At 59.4% G+C, this 21,492-nt stretch carries 19 protein-coding genes and 1 tRNA gene; 10 read left to right on the top strand and 10 right to left on the bottom strand.

Going from position 1 to position 21,492, the window contains the following annotated elements; genetic code table 11:
- Positions 1-17: 17 nt before the first annotated feature.
- Together AC24GY_RS18235 and AC24GY_RS18230 are read right to left on the bottom strand one after the other, a co-directional pair.
- Entirely contained in the window at positions 18-533 is a 516-nt protein-coding gene (locus tag AC24GY_RS18235; RefSeq protein WP_487686060.1) for a DUF456 domain-containing protein, read from the bottom strand.
- Between the two features lie 25 nt (positions 534-558).
- Positions 559-1,158 carry a nitroreductase family protein gene (locus AC24GY_RS18230; RefSeq protein WP_487686057.1) on the bottom strand — a complete coding sequence of 200 codons (600 nt, stop codon included), beginning with the start codon at positions 1,156-1,158 and terminating at the stop codon, positions 559-561.
- Positions 1,159-1,314: 156 nt separating this feature from the next.
- Between AC24GY_RS18230 and AC24GY_RS18225 the strand changes: the two genes are divergently transcribed.
- From AC24GY_RS18225 to AC24GY_RS18215, 3 genes are all read left to right on the top strand, one after another.
- Positions 1,315-1,656 carry a hypothetical protein gene (locus tag AC24GY_RS18225; protein ID WP_487686054.1) on the top strand — a complete coding sequence of 114 codons (342 nt, stop codon included), beginning with the start codon at positions 1,315-1,317 and terminating at the stop codon, positions 1,654-1,656.
- Entirely contained in the window at positions 1,634-1,888 is a 255-nt protein-coding gene (locus tag AC24GY_RS18220; protein WP_487686050.1) for a hypothetical protein, read from the top strand. Before AC24GY_RS18225 ends, AC24GY_RS18220 begins: the two co-directional genes overlap by 23 nt.
- A gap of 211 nt (positions 1,889-2,099) precedes the next feature.
- Entirely contained in the window at positions 2,100-3,359 is a 1,260-nt protein-coding gene (locus AC24GY_RS18215) for a TFIIB-type zinc ribbon-containing protein (RefSeq protein WP_487686048.1), read from the top strand.
- A gap of 30 nt (positions 3,360-3,389) precedes the next feature.
- On the opposite strand, the gene AC24GY_RS18210 is transcribed toward AC24GY_RS18215, so the two are convergent.
- Entirely contained in the window at positions 3,390-4,883 is a 1,494-nt protein-coding gene (locus AC24GY_RS18210) for a GntP family permease (RefSeq protein ID WP_487686046.1), read from the bottom strand.
- A gap of 85 nt (positions 4,884-4,968) precedes the next feature.
- Between AC24GY_RS18210 and AC24GY_RS18205 the strand changes: the two genes are divergently transcribed.
- The 4 genes from AC24GY_RS18205 (at position 4,969) to AC24GY_RS18190 (ending at position 9,021) form a co-directional block, all read left to right on the top strand.
- The gene (locus tag AC24GY_RS18205; RefSeq protein ID WP_487686043.1) at positions 4,969-7,350 is read left to right on the top strand and encodes an MMPL family transporter; all 2,382 of its coding nucleotides are present in this window, start codon (positions 4,969-4,971) and stop codon (positions 7,348-7,350) included.
- A 99-nt stretch (positions 7,351-7,449) separates the two neighbouring features.
- Positions 7,450-7,524: transfer RNA gene (locus AC24GY_RS18200), tRNA-His, on the top strand.
- Positions 7,525-7,571: 47 nt separating this feature from the next.
- A complete protein-coding gene (gene rnc, locus AC24GY_RS18195; RefSeq protein ID WP_487686040.1) occupies positions 7,572-8,303 on the top strand; it encodes a ribonuclease III in 732 nt (243 codons plus the stop codon).
- A gap of 262 nt (positions 8,304-8,565) precedes the next feature.
- Positions 8,566-9,021, top strand: a complete 456-nt coding sequence (locus AC24GY_RS18190; protein ID WP_487686038.1) for a hypothetical protein — start codon at positions 8,566-8,568, stop codon at positions 9,019-9,021.
- Between the two features lie 21 nt (positions 9,022-9,042).
- On the opposite strand, the gene AC24GY_RS18185 is transcribed toward AC24GY_RS18190, so the two are convergent.
- Complete coding sequence (locus AC24GY_RS18185; protein ID WP_487686035.1) at positions 9,043-10,833, bottom strand: SLC13 family permease; 1,791 nt, start codon at positions 10,831-10,833, stop codon at positions 9,043-9,045.
- Between the two features lie 86 nt (positions 10,834-10,919).
- Complete coding sequence (locus AC24GY_RS18180; RefSeq protein ID WP_487686032.1) at positions 10,920-11,477, bottom strand: hypothetical protein; 558 nt, start codon at positions 11,475-11,477, stop codon at positions 10,920-10,922.
- A gap of 134 nt (positions 11,478-11,611) precedes the next feature.
- Here AC24GY_RS18180 and AC24GY_RS18175 point away from each other — a divergent pair, with 134 nt between their 5' ends.
- Positions 11,612-11,920 carry a DUF485 domain-containing protein gene (locus tag AC24GY_RS18175; protein ID WP_487686029.1) on the top strand — a complete coding sequence of 103 codons (309 nt, stop codon included), beginning with the start codon at positions 11,612-11,614 and terminating at the stop codon, positions 11,918-11,920.
- A gap of 51 nt (positions 11,921-11,971) precedes the next feature.
- Positions 11,972-13,540 (top strand): solute symporter family protein, encoded by a 1,569-nt coding sequence (locus AC24GY_RS18170; protein WP_487686027.1) that lies wholly within the window; start codon positions 11,972-11,974, stop codon positions 13,538-13,540.
- Positions 13,541-13,612: 72 nt separating this feature from the next.
- Here AC24GY_RS18170 and AC24GY_RS18165 read toward each other — a convergent pair whose 3' ends face one another.
- From AC24GY_RS18165 to AC24GY_RS18145, 5 genes are read right to left on the bottom strand one after another with little or no spacing between them, the layout of a single operon-like run.
- Positions 13,613-14,581, bottom strand: coding sequence for an ABC transporter ATP-binding protein (locus AC24GY_RS18165; protein ID WP_487686024.1), 969 nt, complete (start codon positions 14,579-14,581; stop codon positions 13,613-13,615).
- On the bottom strand, positions 14,578-15,573 hold the full coding sequence (locus AC24GY_RS18160; RefSeq protein WP_461524410.1) for an ABC transporter ATP-binding protein: 996 nt from the start codon (positions 15,571-15,573) through the stop codon (positions 14,578-14,580). Before AC24GY_RS18160 ends, AC24GY_RS18165 begins: the two co-directional genes overlap by 4 nt.
- Positions 15,573-17,633, bottom strand: coding sequence for an ABC transporter substrate-binding protein (locus tag AC24GY_RS18155; protein WP_487686021.1), 2,061 nt, complete (start codon positions 17,631-17,633; stop codon positions 15,573-15,575). Before AC24GY_RS18155 ends, AC24GY_RS18160 begins: the two co-directional genes overlap by 1 nt.
- Positions 17,630-19,150: an ABC transporter permease subunit gene (locus AC24GY_RS18150; RefSeq protein WP_487686019.1), complete on the bottom strand. Its 1,521-nt coding sequence runs from the start codon at positions 19,148-19,150 to the stop codon at positions 17,630-17,632. Before AC24GY_RS18150 ends, AC24GY_RS18155 begins: the two co-directional genes overlap by 4 nt.
- Entirely contained in the window at positions 19,150-20,448 is a 1,299-nt protein-coding gene (locus AC24GY_RS18145; RefSeq protein WP_487686017.1) for an ABC transporter permease subunit, read from the bottom strand. The genes AC24GY_RS18150 and AC24GY_RS18145 overlap by 1 nt, the downstream gene beginning before the upstream one ends.
- Before the next feature lie 139 nt (positions 20,449-20,587).
- Between AC24GY_RS18145 and AC24GY_RS18140 the strand changes: the two genes are divergently transcribed.
- Positions 20,588-21,481, top strand: coding sequence for an aspartyl protease family protein (locus AC24GY_RS18140; RefSeq protein ID WP_487686014.1), 894 nt, complete (start codon positions 20,588-20,590; stop codon positions 21,479-21,481).
- Positions 21,482-21,492: the final 11 nt, after the last annotated feature.

Raw genomic sequence — 21,492 nt, 5'->3', positions numbered from 1 at the left:
CTTTAGCCGGCTCTGGTTCACCAAACCAGCGCGTCGAGAAAAAACGTAGCCACCATGGCCAGCGCCACGATCAGGCGCAGCACCAGTCCTACGCCCGTACCCAGCAGCGATCCCCAGGCCGATTTCGCCGCAGGCTGCAGTCTCTTCTTGGCAAAGATCAGCTCAAAGGAAACGCCGCCGATCAGCGGACCCAGCACCAGGCCAAAGGGGATGAAGAACATGCCCACAATGCCGCCGATGAACACACCGGCGATGCCCCAGCGGCTCGCGCCAAACCAGCGGGCACCCATCGCACCGCTGACGAAATCAACGACATAAGACAGCACCAGTCCGAGTGATAAAATCACGAAGCCCCAGGTGCTCATGCCGGATTCAGGACGCAGCACGGTGTGCAAAATGCCTGCCGCAAAAATCAACAACGGTCCCGGCAGAAACGGCACCACCGAACCGATGATGCCCACGAGAAGCAGGCAGATCGTCAGCGACCACACGCCCCACATCTGCCACGGCATGGTGGTAAAAAAGTGGACCATGGAATGCCAGGCGCTGGTGAACCACTCAGTCATCGCGCCATTGGGTTTTGGATTCAACAGGCTGCCGTACGCTCTTCGGCCAGTTCAGTCCGGCACGCGGCCAGCTCAGATAAATGAGACCCACGCAGCGATCTTCCGCGCCGATCTGCAAATACTCTGAAAACTCACGCGTGCCCAGCAGGGGAGGGGATGACCAGTAGCATCCCAGGCCAGCCGCTGTGGCAGAGAGCTGCAGATTTTGCAGCGCACAGGCCACTGCCTCGATTTCTTCCACTTCGGGAATCTTGGCTCCACCGCGCCGCTCCATCACACAGGCGATCACCACGGATGCGAGCAACGGGTTCTCGCTCATCTTCTTCATCTTGTCCTCGCGGAACTCATTAGCGGGTGTCGTCTTGCGATAAACCCGCTGCATCGTCTCCGCCAGTAGCGCGCGACCCGCGCCTTGATGCACGATGAATTTCCACGGCTCCGTCAAGCCATGCGTCGGCGCCCACGTCGCATCTTCCAGCACCTGCGTGAGCAACGCCCGCTCCACACCGCGTGACGCATCCATGTCCACCGGCTTGATGGAACGACGGTGGCGGATGAGCGCGCTGAGCTGGGAATGGGAGGGAAGGTCCACGGGCGAGTCATGCTGGCTGACTCTGCCGCTGTCAAGACATGCTGAGTGAAAGGGCAGGGGCTGAAATTTGATTGTGCGGATCCATGCGCCGCAGGTAGAAATGCTTCATCGTCAGCATCTGGCCGACGAACCCATTCATCATTGAGGCAAACACCCATGTTGCAGGAGATCTGGACATTCATCAGACGCCACTGGCCGCACTTGCTGCTGGTGGTACCCGGCGTTCTGCTCGTTACCATCGTTCATGAGGGCGCCCATGCTGCGGCAGTTCTGCTTCAGGGCGGAACCGTCCTTCAGTTTGCATGGCTGCCCGTGGCTGACAAATGGGGTTATGTTAGCTTTGACCCTCCAGCCATGGGTGCCTTCTCTGATTTCTTTGTCTCCATCGCGCCCTATCTTCTGTGGCTGTCTCTAGCAGCGGTGGCGGCCGTTCGCCTTCCCGGCTGCGTCTTCGTTGTACTTCTGGATATTTGTCGTGCCGCTGGCCGATGTCGCTAACACCGCCTTTCCCTATCTGGCTGGCAAGCATAACGATTTCATGCAAGCCTTCGGCCCTGCTTCATTGTTGGCTTGGGTGCTCATTGTCCTGCTGGGTACGCTGGCCTTGGTCATGGGACATCTTGTCCAGCGTCGCTTGTACCGCGCCCAAGGGCTCGGTCTGCCCGCCTATCTGGTGTTGAGTTCGGCAGTGATGGTTTCGCTGCTGTTCCTCACTGTCGGGAAATTTTGAACCATCTTTCCTTCGCCACCGGCAGCAGCTTTCCTAAGCTTTGAGATCTCGTGCCAGGCAATGAACTGCGGCTCGCGCCGCCATGTCTCCATCATCGAATTCAAAACGGCTCTCTCTAATGACAGACCGATGAATGGGATTGACGAATCTTTAAGAATCTCGTTTATCACGGCAGTTTGTCGTCTGACTGCACCCTACACATTCTTTCATCATGCCTATCTTCCACTGTGCTCATTGCGGGCAGCCCATTGATGCTGACGAAACGCTGGCTGGAGTCGAGGTAGGTTGTCCGGCCTGCCTCACCGTGATCCAGGTCCCAGCCCCTGCGTCCAGCCAGAACTACCAGCCTTACCAACCGCCGGTGTTTGCGCAGCCACCTGAGAGATCCTCTTCTCACTTCGAGCATTCATCGGATCCCGACAAGTGGCGCATCCGGGCGCCTGTTCTCGGCACGGCGGCAGCCTTTGTCCTGTGCCTGTTGAAGAAGATCAGTGAGCCCCCCACGAGTTTGGACGTCGCACTGGGGAACGCAGGCTATGCGAGCACTATTGCCGGAGCCATCGGTTATGCAGTGGCCGCAGGCATCGTTGCGCTGGTGGCCGCCCTCGTGATCGCAGGCATCGCCGCTGCGTGCCAAAAGCCGTTTCTCACCATGCTGACGCGCAGCTACGGCATCGGGGCGGTGCTTGCCTCGCTGCTGCTGATTGCGGGGCCCATGCTGCAACCGCGCAACGTCCATTCGGCGTCGCCGCCCCCGTCATCTCGGACTAGCGAAAACACACGGGAGGAACTGAACAAACTGCAGGCAGACTTTGAAAGAATGCAGGAAGGCGTGGTGCCTGCGAACGAGACTTCGCCAGCAAAACCGAAGACACCACCGGCGGAAGCCACTGACGATGTGGGAAAACTGGTGCTCATCACGCGGCAGTATTTTGAGGAGCTCGTCGCTCTACAAAAAGGCTATTCGGATGAACTCGGCAGGATCGGCTTTGTGCGTTTGCTGGACTGCAAACGAGTACTGGCAGACACAGACTTCAGCGAGTCCTACGACATGCTGGCACGCGCGCGGGTGCTGGTGAGCAAACAAGGCATCAAAATGCGAGAGTCCTTGGCGAGTCTTCCCGCCAAAATTCGCGCCAGCAACATCAGCCCCGCCGCCAGGGAGGACCAAGCCCTGAGCGCCGAGAAAGGCACACCGAAGGCCCTGAGCACCTTTGATGAAACATGGGGCCTTGAGGAGAGCATCATCAACGAAATGGAGACCATCATCAACCTGCTGAGCAAACGGCGCGGCCACTGGCAGGTGAGCAACAATCAATTCCTCTTCTCCGACGAGAGCGATCGGGCGGCCTTCAACGCAACGCTGGACAAAATCAACGTGGCCGTGGCACATCAGAATGAAATCAAACAACGAGGGCAGCAGAAGACCGGGAAGATGTTTGATGACCTCCGGTCCGCCCTGCCAAAATAGGGCGGAGCAGGTGCCTCTGCCACGCCACCCTTACACCATCGGCAGCAGTTTGCTCAAGCTCAGTGTCACCAAGAGTCCGATGATCGAATCCGCCGTGAGCTGCAGCGACCAGGTGCGCAGGGTTTCCTTCTCGGTCATGCCGCTCAGGCGGTTCACCACCCAGAAGCCGCTGTCGTTCATCCAGGAGCAGAACATCGCGCCGAAGCCGATGGCGGTGAAGAGATAGACGGGATGGCAGCCGAGCTGCGTGCCGACGAGCATAGGAGCCATGATCGAAGAAGTGGTGAGCATCGCCACCGTTGCGGAGCCTTGGGCCACACGAACGACGGCGGCCACGAGCCAGCCCAGCAGCACGAGATTGAGGCTGTAGCCTTGGGCAAGCGCCTGCACCGCATCACCCACACCCGCGCTGCGCAGAGCCAGACCGAAGGCACCGCCGGCGCTGGTGATGAGAATGATCATCCCTGCGGTTTCCAGCGGCGGGCCGACAAGATCTTCGATCTTTTTCAGACCCAGGCCGCGCTGCTTTGCCAGCACGGCGAGTGAGATCGCCGCGCCGATGAACAACGCGATGTTCTTGTGACCGATGAAATCCACCCAGGCACGCACGGCGGTGAATCCCTGATCTCCACCGAAGAGATTCACCAGCGCCACACCCCAGCCTGCGCCGGTGGCCGCGCCTTTGTGCGCAAGTTCAAACACCGTCGTCAGACTGATCAGAATGATCGGCAGCAGCACCGGCGTCATGCTCCAGAAGAAGCTCGGCAGCTCGCTTTCAGACTTCGCGCTCACGCCCTTCAGATCATCCAGGGAAACACCGCCGATGGCACGAAGCGGCACATCGGTACGACGGTTCAGCCACTTGCTGAACATGAAACCAAACACGCAGGTGATGGCACCGATCATCATGCCGCCGATGATGGATTCACCCACGTTCAGATGCAGATCATCCACCACGGCCACCGGGCCCGGATGCGGCACCGTCATGGAGTGCGTCACGGTGCCGCCGCAGCAGATCGCCATCAGGTAGAGCGTGTAGTCCTTGCCTGTGCGCATGCGCAGCGCCATCGCCAGCGGTACCATCAGCATGAACATCGTGTCGAAAAAGATCGGCGCACTCAGGATGAAGGTGCTCCACAGCAGCGCCCAGCCTGCATGCTTCTCACCAAAGAAGGCCAGGAAGCGACGCACCACCTTGTCAGCACCGCCGCTTTCCATCAGGCACATGCCAATGATCGCCGCCAGCGCAATCGAGATCGCAATGTCACGCGCCGTGTCGCCCAGACCTTTGGACACCATCTCCACCACGCCGACCATGGAGGACATCGCCTTCACCTTGCCGTCCTTCTGCACAATGTCCCACGCGTCCTTGTTGGCGAGCAGCCCCGCCAGCATCGCCGCCAGGATCAGCGCCACGAAGGCGTGCATGCGCAGCTTGCTGATCGCAATGATGATGAAAACGACGCTGACAGCGAGAACGAAGAAGGGCCAGTAGCTGGCCGAGGTTGCGGCAAGGAGAAACATGGCCGCGATGCTGGAGGGAGGCAGCGGACACGTCAAGACATTCGACAGTGGACTTCCCGCCTGACTCCGCTTCTTTCAGCCGCGCATGAAACCAGCCTATCTCCGCCTGCTCTTTGTCCTGCTCGTCATCGTGGCGGGAGCGTTCGGCGTTTCGCGGCTGGATTTCGATGTGGATCCCCTCAGCCTGCTGCCGCAGGAGCTGCCAGGACTGCAGGGCACACGCCTGCTGCGCGAGCAGAAGCGCAATCTGCTCCTCATCGCGGTGCAGGCCGAAGATCCGGCACTCGTCGAGGTCACTGCCGATGCCCTGGCCGAACACCTGGCCGCCAAGCCGGAGCTCTGTGCCAGCGTGCGCAGCAAATCCCTGCTGCAATCCGATCCCGCGATCATCGCCGAAGTCGTCGCCTATCTCTGGCTCAATGCACCGCCGCTAGAGGTGACGAAGCTCATCTCTTCGCTCGATCCCGCTTCGATCACGGCCCTGCTCGCCAAATCCAAGGAGGCGGCAGCTTCTTCTCTGGATCTGCAAAACGCCACGCTCAGCGGCTACGATCCGCTCGGCCTCGCGCGCGGTGCGCTGGCGCTCATGAGCGGGGGAGGGGACATGAGCAGCCTGATGAGCGATGAATTCAGCAGCGCCGATGGCACGCTGCGCCTGCTGTTTGTCACTCCACCGGGGCAGGCGCTCGCTGACTATCGTGCGGCCAATGCTTGGCTCACGCAGATCAAGAAGGCCGTGCGTGAGGAATGGCTGCCCCAGCAAAAGGAACTCGCCGGCGTGAAGATCGGCTTCACCGGCGACCCGGCGTTTCAGGCGGAAATCGCCACCGGCATGGAAGGGGACATGCGGCAGTCCATCGGTGCCGTGACCTTCATCGTCGGCTTCCTTTTCTGGCTGCTGCACCGCAGTGTGAAGCCGCTGCTCTGGCTGCTGCTCGCCATTCTCTGCGCCAACCTGCTCACGCTCGGCACAGCGGGCGTGATCTACGGCTCTCTCAATGTGATGTCGATGGGCTTCGCGGCCATCCTCACGGGATTGATTGAGGACTTTGGCGTCTACGGCCTCCATGTGTCACGCGAGCACCCGGGCGAACGATTTGGCAGCATTTGCCGGCGTGCGCTGCCCAGTGTCACGTGGTCGGCCGTCAGCATCGCCGGCATCTTTGCCATGCTGGGCCTCAGCCAGCTTCCCGGCGTGGCGCAGCTCGGTGTGTTGTCGGCGCTCGGAGTAATAATCGGCGCAGCGGTCATGATCTTTGGCTTTCTGCCCTTGGGCATGACCACCGGCAAACTGGAAGAGCATCACGGCAGCATTCGTCTGGCCATGAGAATGCAGGGCATCATGGTGTGGCTCGTCTTGATCGCTCTCGTCGCCGCCACGGCGGTGGTGGGATGGAAGGGTCTGCCGAGGATGGATTTCGGCTCTGCCGTGCTGCGTCCTGACAAGAGCGAGGCCTTCGATGTTCTGGAAGACATCGAGCAGCGCATGCTGAACACCAGCAACGAGCCGGGGCGCAACGTGCCAGTGGTCTTCGCGGCCGCCGATGCCACCTCCCTGCGCCAGAGCATCCTCGCCTCCCAGAAAACGCTGAAAAGCGACGAAGTCGAAGCCCAGCTGCTGCCGCTGGCATTGGTTCCCGATGGGGACGCGCAGAAGACGAATCTTGCCACGCTGCAATCCCTCGCCGCACGCGAAGACGCATTCAAACAAGCCATCGATGCCGCTGGATTCACCGACGTCGCCTATGCCCTGACGCAGAATGTTTTCAAGCAGTTGCGTGAATGGGACGCAACCAAAACAGCGCTGCCGCTCTGGCCCAAGCCCATCGTGCTCGAAAATCTCGGTGGCATTGTCTCCCAGCACGACAAACACGGTTTGATGGCGATGGGTTCCATACGCCTCGCCCCGGGGAGATCCTTGGAGAACGCCCCCGTCTTGCATGAACTGGAAAAAATCCCGGGTGCTCATCCCGCCGGCTGGGCCTTCCTCCGCACATCCTTGGAACCCTTGCTGAAGCGTGAAATCCTATACGTCTGCGTGCCCACCGTTGTCATCGCCTGCCTCCTGTTTCTGCTGGTGTTTCATGGCTGGCGTGAGCGGGCTTTCGCCTTCATCACCCTCGCAGCCAGCGGCTGGATTCTCCTCGGTGGCATGTCAGCCTGGGGGCTGACGTGGAACTTGATGAGCGTCGGAGCCATCCCCCTCTGCCTGGGTCTGGGTCTCGATTTCACGATCCATGTCATGCATTCCCTGCGCGAACCCGGCATCACTCGTGAACGCGTGGCCTCCCTGGGCCGTTCGCTCGCCTACTGCGGTCTCAGCACCGGTCTGGGCTTCGGTGCCTTGGCAGTAGGCAGCAATCGCGGACTCATCACCCTGGGCATGACCGCCATGATCGGCGTGCTCACCGTGCTGATCACCGCCGCTTTCGCCCTGCCATGGGTCTGGTTCCGGCGGAAAGAATGACCCCATGGGCGCGCTTTCCACCCTGACTTTCCCCACCCCTGATTTTTCACTGGCGCAAACGCTCTTCCCGAGTACTATGCTCGACTCTCGGTAGAGATGGTGGCCGTAGTTCAACGGTAGAGCCCCAGATTGTGATTCTGGTTGTTGCGGGTTCGAGTCCCGTCGGTCACCCCACTTTTTTCATGGAGTGCTGCCGGACTTCCGGCTACAAAAGAGCACACATGCAACCGCTGGAACAAGTCATAGGCCACACCTTTCGCGATCCCGCGCTGCTCCAGCTCGCGCTCACGCACGGAAGCGTCGGTTATGAAAACCAGCGCGTTCACTCAGACAACCAGCGCCTCGAATTTCTCGGCGATGCCGTGCTCCAGCTCGCCCTGTCCCATCTGCTCTATCAGCGCCTTCCCCAGGCCGACGAGGGCGTACTTACCCAGGCACGCGCCCAGCTTGTCTCCACCAAGGCGCTGGCGCGCATCTCCCGCCGCATCGGACTCGGTTCCTACCTGCACCTGGGGCGTGGTGAAGAGGCCAACGGCGGCCGCGACCGCGAATCCACCCTCGCCGATGCCCTCGAAGCCGTCGCAGGGGCCATCCACCTCGATTCTGGAACCGACGCGGCTCATCAATTTGCCGCGCGGCTCTTTGCCGAAGATCTCGAAGCACTGAATCGCGGCCAGCTGGATGCCAATCCCAAGGGACAGCTTCAGGAACTCATTCAAGCAGTGGGCGTGGAGCCGCCTGTCTATGAGATCGTCGGTTCTGAGGGGCCGGATCACGCGAAAAACTTCATCGCCACCGTCTCCTGGCGGGGCACCCAGCTCGGGCGGGGCACCGGTCGCAGCAAAAAAGACGCCGAAGTGGTGGCAGCCCAGGCCGCACTCGACAATCCAGCGCTCCAAGAATTGCTGCGAACAACTCGTGTACAACTGGACCAACAAAACCGCAGGTCATGAGAGTAAAGGTGAACAGTCTGGGTTGTTGGAGTTCGCTCACAATTCCTGCCGGATCCGTTCACAGCCCGTCTGCCCGTGGAACCCTTGTGTTTCCAAAGGGGAACCCACTTGTTGGGCTTGTTCGCAGTACTTACGGATATGAGTAATTTAACAAACTAGCTAACCCCAATCATAAGAGCTGGGAACAACTCAGCTTTTGAGGCTTCTCCAGCCCTTATGGACTCCTCTCGCAGCCAGAAAGTTTGAGCGATTCAGAGCTCCCATGCGAATCACCCTAAAGTCATTCCTTTTTGTCGGAGCATTGGCAGCGCTCCTCGCCGTTTCGTACTGGGCAGGTTATTTGAACCGAGCTCTGCTTGCGAAACGGCCCACAAGGGATCTGGACGTCGTTCTTGTTCCGGTGCCTCTGGATTCGCATATTCCAGCGAATCACTGGATCAGGCATTACGATGTTTTTGTGTCTCGCATCCCCTGGCGCAATGAGGATTCGAATTATCTGCCTCTGCACTTTGTCCCCCGCGACAAACCTCCCTACATCGAAATAGGCAGAGCAGATTATCTGGAATTTGAAGGTGTGCTTGTTAACACAACAAAGCCATTCTGTCCTGAGCAGGCAGATATGGATTCAGCTCAGCCATTCGTCATATATCTTGATTATATCGACCACGATCTCACAGGCACAGGAATCGATCATGCCAGGATTCGTTTGCCGCATTGAGAGCTTGAGGATGACGGCCCCCTACTTCAGCGGCCAGAACACCGGCACCATGGCCAGGATGACGATCAGCATCACAAAGGTCAGACCACCGCCCACTTTGATGAAGTCAGCGAAGCGATATTTCCCGGGGCCATAGACGAGAATGCAACTGGGCTCAAACGGCGTAAGCATGGACGCTGAAGCGCTGAGCATGACACCGATGGCGAAGGCGCGCTGACTGGCACCCATGCTGGCAGCGGCCTGCAATGCCACCGGCAGCACGACGAGTGCCGCAGCGGCGTTGGACATCGGCTGGGTGAGCAGGATCGTCAGCAGGCAGAATCCGGCGAAAACCGCAAAGACTCCCCAGGGCTGCAGCCAGCCGGTGATGAAATTGGCGATCATGCTGGAGGCGCCCGAGACCTGCATCGCCTCGCCAAAAGCCATCATGCCGCCGATCAGGATGAGCAGACGCCAGTCGATGTTGGCATAGGCGTTCTCCAGTTTGATGCAGCGGGAAAGGACGGCCATGATGGCGACGATGACGAAAGCGATGGTGTCAGGCACCCAGCCGATGCTGCTCACGATCACGGCGAGAACAAAAGCAGCCAGCAGCATGACGCCTCTCCGGCGCGCCTCTGCACTGAACTGGTGCTGTGTGATGACGATCATGTCATTGCCTTCTTCGAAGGCACGGAAGCGATCGCTCGGCCCCTGCAGCAGCAGCACATCGCCAGCCCGCAGTTTCTCATCCGCCATGTGATGCATCAACGTGCGATCTCCACGCATCAAGGCCAGCACCGAAAGGCCGGTGCGCTGGCGGAAGTTGTTGTCGCGCAAGGACCGGCCGACAAAGCCGGAGCGCGGAGTGAGAACGACTTCCGCGATCTGCGCATCGCGCATGTCCACACCTGAGCTTCGCAGCGTGACGTCTTCGAGAATGTCGAGTCCTTCGATCTTCTTTACCCGGATCAGATTTTCCACCTTGCCGGCCACGAGAACGACATCGCCTTCTTCAAAGCGGAGATTGGGTCCGGCATCCAGAGGCTGGTCAGCCCGGCGGATCTTCATGACCTGAAAGTCCAACGCGGAGAAATCCGAATCAAAGGCGGCCTGACCGATGAGAGGAGATCCGGGCAGCACCATGACCTCGGCTAGGTAGTCACGCATGGCATCACCGGAAGCAGCCGCAGCCTTGTCGCGTTCAGGCACCAGGCGGGTGCCAATGAAGACCATGTAGACGATGCCGGTCAGCATCAGCACGAGGCCGATGCCAGTGAATTCAAACATGCGCAACGGCTCCAAACCCAGCTTGGTGATCGCGCCGCTCACGGCGACGTTCGTGGAGGTGCCGATCAGTGTGCACGTACCACCCATCAGCGAGGCAAAAGCCAGTGGCATCAGGAGGCGTGAGGGCGGGATGCGCAGCTTGCGCGAGAGGCCCATCACCGGACCCACAAACACGGCGGTGACGGTGGTGTTGTTCATGAAGGCGGACACACCGCCCACCACGGCCATCATGAAACCCATGAGCCGCTTCGGCTGGGTGCCAAAAGTCTGCGCCAGCACACCGCCCATCATGTCCAGCACGCCGGTCTCACGCAGCGCGGCACCGATCACAAAAATCGCCGCCAGCAGGATGATCACCCGATCTCCAAATCCGGCAAAGGCGCGGTCAGCCTTCAAAATGCCGCACATAACCAGCACGCACAGCATCGACAAAGTGACGAGATCCACGGAGATTTTTTCCGTGGCAAAGGCGATGACGGCTCCGACGAGCAGTCCGATGACGATCCATGCTTCCATTAGGACGCACCAGTGGCGCAGGGACATTCACCACTCAAGGAACAAGCCGCGCAAACCATGGCTGGAAGCCGTTTTTGTGGTGGCAATCCGCACTGACCTTTACCGTGCAAAGATTAGTCAGCAGGGCGTTTGAGGCGCAGAATCTGGATGGACGAGATCTGAATCGCACCGCAGAACAGCAGACGAATGCAGCTGTAAAGAAACCCCTTGTCGATTTCTGCCTCATCGTGCAGCACATCCAGCAAATAGTCTCCACTGTGATAAGTGGCGGCGAGGCTGGCGACAATCAGCAACCAGCAGGCGGTCCTGAGCGCCCTGGCTCCGCCAACTAAATAACCGCCAATGGCAAAACTCGCCGAGCAAAACACGTTGATGGCGAGCTCAAGCTGGCCCACACCGAATTTTAAATAGAAGGGCAGCAGGCTAAAAACCCCGTAAAGGCTCCAGAGGACCATCAGGATGGCCGGAAGCAGCAGCCGGTTCTGCCATGTCCCCAGTTCAGCCTGCCAGCGTTTATTGTCACTCAATGCGGCATACTGCGCCTCGCACGTGGTAATCTGCTCCGGGGTCAGCACCTTCCCCTTGGTACGATGACTCCAGCAGGAGGTGCAGAACTCGTCTTTAAAATCCGCGAGTTTCCCGCAATGCGCGCATTTTTGCCGAGGAATCATCAGCCCATTTCAAGATGCTTGATAAAGAGTCAAGCAACGGTCTGTCGGCAGAAACCGAAAACCCGGGGCATTTTCATCTCCGCTGCTTTCCACTCTTGCCATCCAGCGTCTGTCTCCATACTCTCCGCCCCACTATGAGCGAAAAATCACCTGTGAACTGGGAAGCCCTCGAGGCGAAACCCGAATTCCGTGCACTGCTGGCGCAAAAGAAAGCCTTCATCCTTCCGGCTTTTATTTTCTGCATGCTCTATTACATCGCGCTGCCGGTGCTGGTGGGTTATTTCCCCGAGATGATGAAACAGAAGGTCTGGGGTGAAGTGAATGTGGCCTACGTGTTCGCCCTGTCGCAGTTCATCATGGCCTGGGTCCTGGCCTTTCTCTATGTGCGCGTCGCCGCCAAGTGGGACAAATCGGCTGCTGCTGTGATCCACGGTCACGATTGATCTCTGCTCTCCTGCTGCATCTTCCTTCCCTCTTTGCTTCTTTCCCTCTCGATGAACACTCCCCTGATCATGTTCCTGGCCTTCGTCGGCCTCACGCTTCTCATCACCTTCTGGGCGGCCAAGAAAAACACCGGAGCCAGCGCCTATTTCGCCGCCGGCCGCAGCATCACCGGCTGGCAGAACGGCCTGGCCGTTGCCGGTGACTACATGAGCGCCGCGAGTTTCCTGGGCATTTCTGGCATGATCTACGTCGCTGGTTATGACGGGTTCATGTATTCCGTGGGCTTCTTGGTCGCCTACATCACGGTCCTGCTCATCGTCGCCGAACCGCTGCGCAACGCCGGCAAATACACCATGGCCGACCTGCTGGCCTACCGGCTCAAGCCGCGCCCGGTGCGTGCGCTCGCATCCCTCAGCACGCTGGTGGTCTCCACCTTTTACATGATCGCTCAGATGGTCGGCGCAGGTGCCATCATCAAGCAGTTGATCGGCATCCCCTTCGAGCCGGCTGTGATCGGCGTGGGCCTGCTGATGCTCGTCTATGTCGTCTTCGGCGGCATGCTGGCCACCACCTGGGTGCAAATCATCAAGGCGCTCCTGCTCATGGTCGGTGCGATCATGCTCAGCTACCTCGTGCTTAAGTTCCATCACTTCAGCTTCACCGAATTCTTCAACGCCGTCGCTCACGCCGACTACGGCGGCAGCGCCGCGCCGAAAAACCTCATGGAACCAGGCCTCAAATTTGGTGTCGCCGTTGCCGGACCCTGGGGACCGATCGACCTCATTTCGCTCTGCCTCGGCCTCGTGCTCGGCACCGCAGGTCTGCCGCACATCCTGGTGCGTTTTTACACCGTGCCAGATGCCAAGACGGCGCGCTCCAGCGTGGTGTGGGCCATGGCCATCATCGGTCTGTTCTACATCATGACCACCCTCTTTGGGTTCGGCGCCGCGACCATTATCGAAAAGGCCAAGCTCACCACCGATGGGAAGCTGGATGTCAACATGGTCGCACCGATCCTCGCCAAGGTGCTGGGCGGCGAGTTCTTCTTCGCCTTCATCAGCGCCGTCGCCTTCGCCACCATCCTCGCAGTCGTCGCCGGTCTGACCATGAGCGCCAGCGCCTCCTTTGCACATGACTTCTATTCCAACGTCATTCATCACGGCAAAGAGAACCGCCCGGGCCAGGAAATCCGCGTCGCCCGCATCACGGCTTTCTGTGTGGGAGCCGCCAGCATCGGGTTCGCCATCTATCTGGGGCCAACCGTGAATGCCGCCTTCCTGGTGGGTCTTGCGTTCTCGGTCGCCGCTTCGGCGAATCTGCCTGTCATCGTGCTCAGTGTGTTTTGGAAACGCTTCAACACCACCGGCGCCGTCGCTGGTCTGGCGACCGGTCTGGTGGTTTCCATCGTTCTCATCCTGCTCAGCCCCAGTGGCATTTACGGCAAGGCCGCCCCCTTCCCGCTCAGCAATCCCGGCATCGTCAGCATTCCCATCGGTTTCCTCGCCGCCTGGCTGGGCACTCTTTTGAGCGCACGCGATCCCGAAGCGGAGGTCAAATTCGCCGAGCTCAAAGTCCGCGCCCACACCGGCCTTGGCTCGGAGAAGGCGACCTCGCATTGATGGAAAAGTGATGCGGGCACCTCCTGCCCGCAGTCATCTCGCCATGCAGGCAGCGATGCCTGCATCATTTCATCACGTGCAGCACGGACAAGGCTGCACGAAGTGCCCCGGTGAGATTTCCTTGAGCGTGAGATCCATGCCCACACTCTGCTCCCACTTGGGATGCTTCATGCGGTGGCCAAAGGCGCAGCCGGCGGGCGGATTGATCGGCGAAGGCACATCACCGCGCAGGAGCTGGCGTGCACGGCGCTGCGTCGGATCAGCGATGGGGATCGCGTCGAGCAATGCCTTGGTATAGGCATGGCGCGGGTTTTGATAGAGTTCGCTGGCTGGCGCAAGCTCGACGATCTTGCCGAGATACATCACCGCCACGCGGTCGCTCATGTGCTTCACCACATTAAGCCCGTGAGCGATGAACAAGTAGCTCAGCCCCATGTCACGCTGCAGTTCGAGCAGCAGATTGAGCACCTGGCTTTGCACCGAGACATCGAGCGCAGAGACCGGCTCGTCGCAGACAATGAGCTTGGGATTCAAGGCGATCGCACGCGCGATGCCAATGCGCTGCCGCTGACCGCCGCTGAATTCGAAGGAATAGCGATGCATGGCATCTGCCGGCAAACCGACACGCTTGAGCAGCTCGACGGACCATTCCGCCCGTTCTGCGCGAGTCCCCATCTTCTGAATGATGAAGGGTTCCTCCAAGATCTGCCCGATGGTGTGCCTTGGATTGAGCGACTCGGCAGGATCCTGGAAGATCATCTGCATTTCACGGCGCTGGCTGCGCAGCGCGCTCTGTGACTGCGTGGAGATGTCGTGGCCATTGAAGATCACATTGCCCGAGGTGGGCTTGAGCAGTCGCACCACGGAGCGGGCCACCGTGGACTTCCCACAGCCGCTTTCACCGACGAGGCCCAGCGTTTCGCCTGCTTTCAGCTCGAAGCTCACACCATCCACAGCCTTGCACACAGCCTGGGTGGTGTAAAACACACCGCCACGCACCGGGAAGTGCATCTTGAGATTTTGAACGGAGAGAAGGCTCATGACGCGGAGATTTGAGAGGCAAAGCACGCGCAGGCTTCCACACCATGGCCGCTGCCGCATTCTTTCCAGGGCTGGCGGGTGTTTAAAACATCGGTGCTGTGCGGGTTCGGACAGCGCGAGGCAAAGCGGCAGCCTGCAGGCATGTCCCTGAGGCTGGGAACCATGCCCGGGATGACGGGCAGCGTCGTCTTGGGCGGATGATCAAGCTTTGGCAGGCAGCGGATGAGACCCTGCGTATAGGGGTGCTGTGGTTTGGCGAAAATCGGATACACCGGTCCGCGTTCGACGATGCGACCCGCATACATGACGGCGACGTCATCGCAGGTTTCAGCGATCACACCGAGGTCATGGGTGATCAAAATGACCGCCATTCCCGTTTCGTTTTGCAGACGTTTCAGGAGGTCGAGGATCTGTGCCTGAACGGTGACATCCAGTGCCGTGGTCGGCTCGTCGGCAATGAGGACCTTCGGATGGCAGGAGAGCGCCATGGCGATCATCACGCGCTGGCGCATGCCGCCGCTGAGCTGGTGCGGATACTCGTTCACACGCTGTTCGGGCGCAGGGATGCCGACCCATTCCATGAGTTCAACAGCGCGCCTGAGCGCCTTGGCAGGTGTGGTGGGTTCATGCAGCTGAATCGCCTCAATGATCTGCATGCCGACAGGCTGCACAGGATTCAGGGCCGTCATCGGCTCCTGAAAGATCATCGCGATGTCATTGCCGCGAATCTTCCGCATGGCGTCGATCGGCAGCTTCGTGAGATCGCGGCCTTCGAGGAGTACTTCGCCGCTGAGAATGCGCCCGGCAGGCTGTGGCAGCAGACGCATCAGGCTCATGGCCGTCACGCTTTTGCCGCAGCCGCTTTCACCGACGACTCCGAGTGTCTTGCCGGCTTCAAGGACAAAATCGACCCCATCGACGGCGGTTAGCAAACCTTCATCGGTCTGGAAACCGACGCGCAAATTGCGGACTTCGAGCAGAGGTGTTGGCATTACTTGGTTCCTCCTGCTTTGAGGTTGTGATCGAAGACCTGATCAGTTTCGGGGAAGGTTTTTCCGGCGCGCATCGCGGCTTCGGTTTCACGTTTCACATCTTCGTCGATCCAGTGCACGTGGTTGGACATCGGCAGTTCGCTGACAGCGACGTTGAAGGTTTTCTCCGGCCACTTCACCCAGCGCCAGTAGGCGCAGCGGTAGTAGTTCTGTTCATAGGCGGGAATCCATGCGGCCTCGTCGTAGATGATCTGGTCCGCACCCCAGGAGGCTTTGCGGATCTCCTCGATCGTCGTCGCGTGGCGTTCGTCCTCGCAGAATTTGTCCATGCGCGGATCGGCGAAACTGCAGAGGTTGTTGGTGTTCGGCTTCGGCGTTTTGCCGTCTTCCATGAACGCATCCTTCGAATGCCAGGCCTGGTAGTGATCAGGAATCGGCGGCGTCACGCTGAAAGCCACGGACGCGATCTGATGCTTCTTCTGCGTGGCCTTCTGGAAATAGGACGTGCTTTCGAGGCCTTCGAGTTTGTATTCCACGCCGGCTTTGATCGCCTCCTCTTTGAGCCGCTGCATGACCTTTTGAATGATCTCCACCTTGCGATGCAGGATGGTCACGGACAGGCGCTCGCCTTTGTCATTCACCAGTACGCCGTCATTGCCGAGCTTGGTGTATCCGGCTTTGGCGAAATGCTCACGCGCCAGCTGCACATCGAAGGGCCTCGCAGTGATGGGCGGATCGCCGATGAGCGGGAAGCCTTTGCTGAAGCAATTGAGGCGCTGAAAGTCGCCGCGCAGATCGAAGTCGATCACCTTCTGGTAGTTCGTGGCGTAGCTGAGGCCCAGGCGCACCTCCTTGTTGTTCAGCGGTGCCACCGCACAGTTCAGCCACAGGCCCGCGTGAGAGCCCGGCCAGACGTTGTAGAACTTCGCCTTGTGGATGTAGCCCTTGTGCACCTCGGGGATCTCCAGCTTTTCATACCAGTATTCCGGGATGCCCATCATGAGCTCTTCGACGTCCAGTTCGCCCTGCCGGAACAGCTCCATCACCTTCTCCTGCAAACGCACGACACGATAAACGATGTGATCGACGTTGTAGCGATAGCGGGAAAATTTTTTGTCCCGTGCCCACCAGTTTTTCACGCGTGTAAGAGCGATGTCGCGACCGAAATGGATGTCCTCCTCGCGGATCACATAGGGCCCGGAGGTCGGCCGGCAGCGCCACTGATAGCGTTGTTCAAAGTCCGGTCCAAACTCGCTGTAGAAACGGCGGGACATGGGAGTGGTGTTCACATAATAAGCCGCAAGCGGCTTGGGCTCCGTGAGCGAGATGGACAACGTGCGCGCATCGTAGCGCGTGATGTTCGCGTAGTTCTCCCCATACCACTGATTGCCGAAGGGGTTCTTCGGGTACTCGCTGAGCTGCATGTAGAACTGGTTGAAGAAGTCGTCCGCCTCGATCGGCGTGCCGTCGGAGAAGGTCGCATCCGGGTCGATGCGGAAATACACCGTGCGATTGTCCGGGGCCACGGCCCACTCTTTCGCTATCGCAGGAATCACGCGCCCGGTTTCCGGATGCAGGCTGATCAACGCCATCTCCACATCGTCGTACTGGTAGCCGCGGAAGGAGCTGTTGCTGTTCTCGCCGAGTACACGGAGCGTGGGAGGAAACGAGAGAACATACTGGCGCATCGTACCGCCTTTCTTGGCATGGGAGTCACCGATCTCCGGCTCATCCATGCCGTTCTCCCATTTCAAATCTGCCGGGACATCCTCCGGTTTGGCGAAGGTGAAGTACTCCGGCTTCTTCAGGCGTTCGCGTGTCGCGGTGAGCTGGGCCTCCAGCTCCGCTTTCTTCGCTGCGTCAGCTTCCTTCGCGATCAATTCGGGCAGTTTCTTCTCCTGACCCTGCAGTCCTGCGAGCACCTTCTTGTTATAGAAGCTCCAAAAGGCCTCGCGCTCCTTGGTGCCATCATACGGCGGAAAATCTGCGGCATGCAGCGCACCGCCAAAGATGGCGGCGGTGGTAAAAGCCAACAGCAAACGGGGAACAGCGAGCTTCATTGATAGGTGGTGAACTTCTTCGGATCGAACGCCTCACGCAGCGCTTCACCGACAAATGTGACGAGCAGAAGGATGAAGACCATCACGCTGAACATCGAGATGGAGATCCACACGGCGGAAAGGTGGCTGGTGCCGTCGTCAAACAGCCAGCCCCACTGCGGATAAGTTTCCGGCAGGCCAAAGCCAAGGAACGCCAGTGCGGTGAGCGATGAAATGATGGCGGCGACGCTGAAGGGGATTTTTGTCACGATGGTGGCGAGCATGTTCGGCAGCAGGTAGCGCGTGAGGATGCGCCAGGTGCTCGCTCCTTGCAGGCGGGCGGCGGCGATGTAGTCACGCTCCTTTTCCTTGTAAGCCAGCGCACGCAGCGAGTAGGTCAGGCTCGTCCAGGAGAAGAAGCAGATCACACCCAGGAGAATCAGCAGGTTCATGTTGGCCACGCCGATGATGCTGATCAGGATCATCACGATGTAGAGGAAGGGCAGCTCATCGAGAATCTCGATGAAACGCTGCATGGCGATGTCAAAAAAGCCGCCGAGAAAACCCATCAGCAAACCGATGATGATGCCAACACCGTAGGTGAAAAGAATGAACAGCAAAATCGCCTTCAGGTTGAGCTGCCATCCGCCATAAATCTGCGCCAGCACATCCCAGCCACGGCTGTCCGTGCCGAGGTAATGACCTGCCTTCCACAACGGTGGAATCGCCGGATAAATGATCATTTCATAGGAGGTGACCGCTGCTTTCTCAAACTCCTCCTGCGGCATCTCACCGGTCCATTTTTCACGGTCTTTCACCCCAGCCTTGTAGTAGGCGGAAAGCGCCAGCGCGCCAGTGCGTGAGTAGCCCAGCGACTCTCCATCTGGCAGGCCTTTGCGGAAACGTGTGTCCGTGTGCTTTTGCGTCGGCACATCCGCATAGAACTGCTGCGCGCGTCCCGAATAGGGCTCGGCATCACCCGGCTTGAACCACACGCCACCACGCTGCTCCAGCGTGATCGATTGCAGCGAGTCCGTGTCCAGCACCGGGTCCCATGGCACCAGCGGCATCCATACGAAGCCGCGCTTCTCCTTGTTCAGGCGCTCCTTCAGTTCGCGATAGTTCGCCTCCTGCTCCCCAGCGAGGCCAAAGTCCTGCGCCTGATAACGCTTCTGGGAGAACGCGGGGAAATACGTTTTACCATCGCAGCGCACCAGCAGCGCCCGCTTGCCCACCAGGGCCTGATCCAGCATCGCCAGGGCGATCAGCACCAGCAGAATGCGGAACGACCACCAGCCGCGGCCAATGCTGCGGAAACGGCGGAAACGCTGCAAGGTCACCGGCGTCCAGCGGATCTCACGCGGCAGGAACCGCAGACCGAGAATGCCGCCGACGATCAGCAGCACCGAGCTGACCCAGCCAAAGGTACGACCATTGTCGAAGAACCAGGAAACGGTGGGAATCAAGATGCCGCACAACTCGCCGAGAATGGCAAGAGCACCGAGGGTGATGGCTGCGATGGAGAGTTTGCGGTTCATCACTCAAATCGAATGCGGGGATCCAGTCGTGCGGTGATCATGTCGGAAAGCAGGTTGCCGAGCATGAGCAGCAGTCCGCTCACGGTGACGGTGGCCATGACGATGGGATAATCCTTTTCCAGCAAGGCGTTGAATCCCATGAGGCCGAATCCATCGATGTCAAAAATACGTTCCACGAGGAAGCTGCCGGCCACGAGCACCGTGAGCGCCTGGCCCATCGTGGCAGCCACAGGGATGAAGGAGTTTCGCAAAGCATGCCCGATGACGGCGCGTTTGAACTCCACGCCCTTGGCCACCGCAGTCCGCACGTAATCGCTCGCAAGCTGGTCGAGCAGGTTGTTTTTCACCAGCATCGTCAATCCCGCGAAGCTGCCGACCATGTAGCAGCACAGCGGCAGGAAGGCGTGATGAAGGAGATCGTAGATTTTGCCGAAGAAGCTGAGTTCCGCGAAATTGACGCTCACAAAACCTTCCAGCGGAAACCAGCGCAGCCGTGCGGCGAAGATCACCATCAAAAACACGCCGAGCACGAATTCAGGAATCGCATAGCCAAAGAAGATCAGCACCGAGGTGGCGGTGTCTGTGGGAGTGCGATGCTTGATGGCCTTCAAGACACCCAGCGGCACACATACCAGGTAAGTCAGCAGAATGGAGGTGATGCCGTAGAACAGAGAAATCGGAAACCGTCGCTTCATCATCGTCCACACCGGTTCACTGTAGCGCGTGGAGTCACCGAGATTGCCCTCCAGCACTCCGGCGAATTTCGGCTGATAGATGAGCGCCACGTATGGCTGGGGTTTGTCGAGTTTCTGGCCGGGATTCACCTTCTCCCATTCGATCTTTTGCTGCTCCGGCGTGATGATGCGGGCTCTCCACGAGGAGGAGTCCACTTCCTTGCTTGGCATGATCTCCGCAGTGTTCTGGGCCGTCCGCTTCACCACCACCAGGCTCGCGGTGCCGGGGATTTTGACTTCCGTTTCCGTTTTGCCCTCGGCGTATTCAGCGCGGGAACGATTTGTCTCTTTCGGCCAGGCGCCCAGCCATGAGGCATAGGCGATCAGGAAGGGTTTATCATGTCCGTACTGCTCCTGCAGTTTCAGCAGCTGTGCAGGGGTCAGGCCGCTGGATTGCTGACGGTTCGTGCCGCCGCGCTGCCCGTCGCTTTTCATGCGTGCTTCCAGCAGAGCCTGCTCCATCGGGCCCCCAGGAGTGAAGCGAATGATCAAAAACACCACCAACGTCATGCCGATGAGAGTCGGCGGGATGAGCAATAGGCGTCGAATCAGGTAGGCTGTCATTCAGGTCGGCAAAAAGGAAATCTCCGATAATACGCTGCTGGGCACAAGGATTTGTGTGTGATTTGAACGAATCGTCATGCCTCATGGCAAAAGCACCGGATGCACAGGTGCGGAAAGGAGGTATTCATGTGTCAGCCGCATGAAAACGTTCTTCGCCCTTCTGATCGCGTGTTTGATGTCATCGTGCATGATGCCGTTTCTGCCGATGGGGCCGCAGAATCCCGGGGCGGATGTGGCGGTGCCGATGCAGCTGCGTGCGGGAACGCCGCACATCATGGCCAGCATCAACGGCCAGCGCCCCATTTCTCTGCTCCTGGACACCGGCGCAACGCTGAGCGTCTTCGAGCCCGATGTGGCCACGGACTGCGGTCTTCTCCCCTCCGGCGGGCACCGGCTGCAGATTCGCGGCGTTCATGGTACCGCAGGAGCCAGCCAGGCGGTGATGAGCACCATGGATCTCGGCCAATGGCACGCTACAAACGTGCGGTGCTTGGTGCGTGGCATTTCCAGCTTTCGGCCCAATGGGCTGGGCAGCGCCATCCTCGGCATGGATCACTTGCGCCGGCACTGCAGCTTTCTGACCATCGACTACCAGCGCAACACGGTGGAGCTGGGATTCTCTAATACGTTTCAGCCCACTCGGGGTGTGGTGACGCGTACGCCCTTGCGCTGGGTGAACGGCATGCCCGTCATCCGGGTCAGCTCCGGCGGCATCTCCTGGGACGCGGTGGTGGATTCGGGTTCGACCTGGGGCATCGTGATCGATCAAAGCACTGCCGCCCGTCTGGGCCATGCGCACGATGGCATGGGCATGGGCGAAGGTTTGATCTTGAGCGGCGTCGGCGGCAGCGTGCGGGCGGATCAGGTGGGTGCGCGCACGATCCAAGTTCCTGCGGCCACACTGTGCGGGGAGACTCATCCGGGAGCCACCCTGTATGTCATGCCCGGCCCAAAGCGCATCGGTTCACGGTTCTGGCAGGGCACGCGATTGACGGTGGATTTTCGCAGCAATGTGCTCTGGCTGGAGCGGTGAGAACGCAACTC

Source organism: Prosthecobacter sp. Pr1 (genome assembly GCF_057652315.1).
The sequence above is the reverse complement of the archived record's forward strand: the minus strand, read 5'-3'. Positions and strand labels throughout refer to the sequence as shown.